Genomic DNA, 1,698 nt, shown 5'->3' with positions numbered 1-1,698 from the left:
GGGTGTCCGTCATTTTTTTGCGCGTGGGAGAACGTGGTAGAAATCGGGGAGGAACTGACGGAAGCAAAAGGAGCGAACGATGATGGCCTCAGATTTCGATCGGGAATGGGAGAAGCTCGCCAGGGAAGTGGTGAGCGGGATGAAAGAATGGCGCATCCAGCATCCACGGGCGACATGGAAGGAGCTGGAAGAGGCGCTCGACCAGCGGTTGAATCGGATGCGGGCGCGGTTGCTGGAGGATATGGCGTTGGCCAGTGAGGCGGCACGGTTGCAGGAGGAGGGGGCGCGCGCGCGTTGTCCGCAGTGCGGGGAGCCGCTAGCGTCACGGGGAAAAAGGAAACGGAGGTTGCAAACCAACGGCGGGGAAGAGATTGTGTTGGAACGGAGGTACGGTGTATGTCCCACGTGTCAGGCGGGGATTTTTCCCCCTGGATGAAGAGTTACAGTTGCTGCCTGGGGGATTGACGCCGAATTTGGCGGAGGAGTTGACCCATTTGGGGGCATGGATGCCGTTTGAGCAAGCGCGGGAGATGCTGCGGCGGATGCGCGGGGTAGCGGTGAGCGAGGCGACAGTGCGGCGCCAGACCGAGCGGAATGGGGCGGCCTATGTGTCGGTGCAGGAGGCGGAAGTGGAGCGGATCGAGCACGAGCAGCCCGAGGCGCCGATCGGCCCGGAGAAACAGGTATTAAGTGTGGACGGGGCGATGGCGCCATTAGTTGGGGGCGCGTGGGCGGAAGTGAAAACGCTGGTGGTGGGGGTGCTTGGGGAGCCGGTGATCGACGGTGCGGAACAGCACGTGCATGCCCGAGAGCTGAGCTACTTTTCGCGGTTGCTGGAAGCGGAGGCCTTCACCCGGCTGGCGCTGACGGAGATCCAGCGGCGGGGGGTCGAGAAGGCCGGGAAAGTGATTGCGGTCACGGATGGGGCCGAGTGGGTGCAGGGGTTCATCGATTATCATCGTCCGGATGCGGTGCGGATTTTGGACTTTCCGCACGCGGCGGAGTATGTGGGGAAGATCGGGGCGGCGATCTGGGGCGAAGGGACGGCGGAGAGCGCGGGCTGGCTGGAGCAGCAACTCCAGCGCCTCAAGCACGAAGGGCCAGGAGCAGTGCTGGCCGATGTGCGGGCGCTGGTTGCCGCACATCCGGACCAGCCTGAGTTGGCGGGTTGGTTGGCGTATCTGGAGAAACGGGAAGCGCAGATGCCCTATCCCACCTGCCAGAAAGAAGGCTGGCCGATGGGGAGCGGCGCGGTTGAGAGCGGGAACAAACTGGTCGTCGCAGCGCGGTTGAAGGGTTCAGGGATGCATTGGGCGCGTGACCATGTGAACCCCATGTTGGGGTTACGGAACGCCGTGTGCAGTGATCGCTGGGACGAAGCATGGGAACAGATCTGTGGCTATCGGCGACGCCAGGCGCACGAAGGTCGCAGGCGCCGCGCCCGCCGTCGGGCTGCCGTATCCGACGCGCCATCGGACAACGGCGCTCTGCCAGTTGGGGAGGCGCTTCCACGCTCGGACGGTGCAGCGCCCATTCCTGTTCCTGAGGCTGTCCTTCCTGTTGAAACCGAAGGGGTGGCCCAGCCCAAGCAACCCTGGCGACCACCTCCAGACCATCCATGGCGCACATACCCGGCCTGTACCTCAAGCCGGAGTCGTTCTCGCCCTCCTATGGACGCAAAAAAATGACGGACACCCC

1 protein-coding gene is annotated in these 1,698 nt (G+C 63.8%); it reads left to right on the top strand.

Features of this window, described 5'->3' with window-relative positions:
- Positions 1 to 392 precede the first annotated feature (392 nt).
- Complete coding sequence (locus NW818_RS13475) at positions 393 to 1,688, top strand: ISKra4 family transposase (RefSeq protein ID WP_414424839.1); 1,296 nt, start codon at positions 393 to 395, stop codon at positions 1,686 to 1,688.
- Positions 1,689 to 1,698: the final 10 nt, after the last annotated feature.

Source organism: Synechococcus sp. R6-5, from assembly GCF_047461775.1.
In the GTDB taxonomy this organism is placed as follows: Bacteria; Cyanobacteriota; Cyanobacteriia; order Thermostichales; family Thermostichaceae; genus Thermostichus.
The sequence above is the reverse complement of the archived record's forward strand: the minus strand, read 5'-3'. Positions and strand labels throughout refer to the sequence as shown.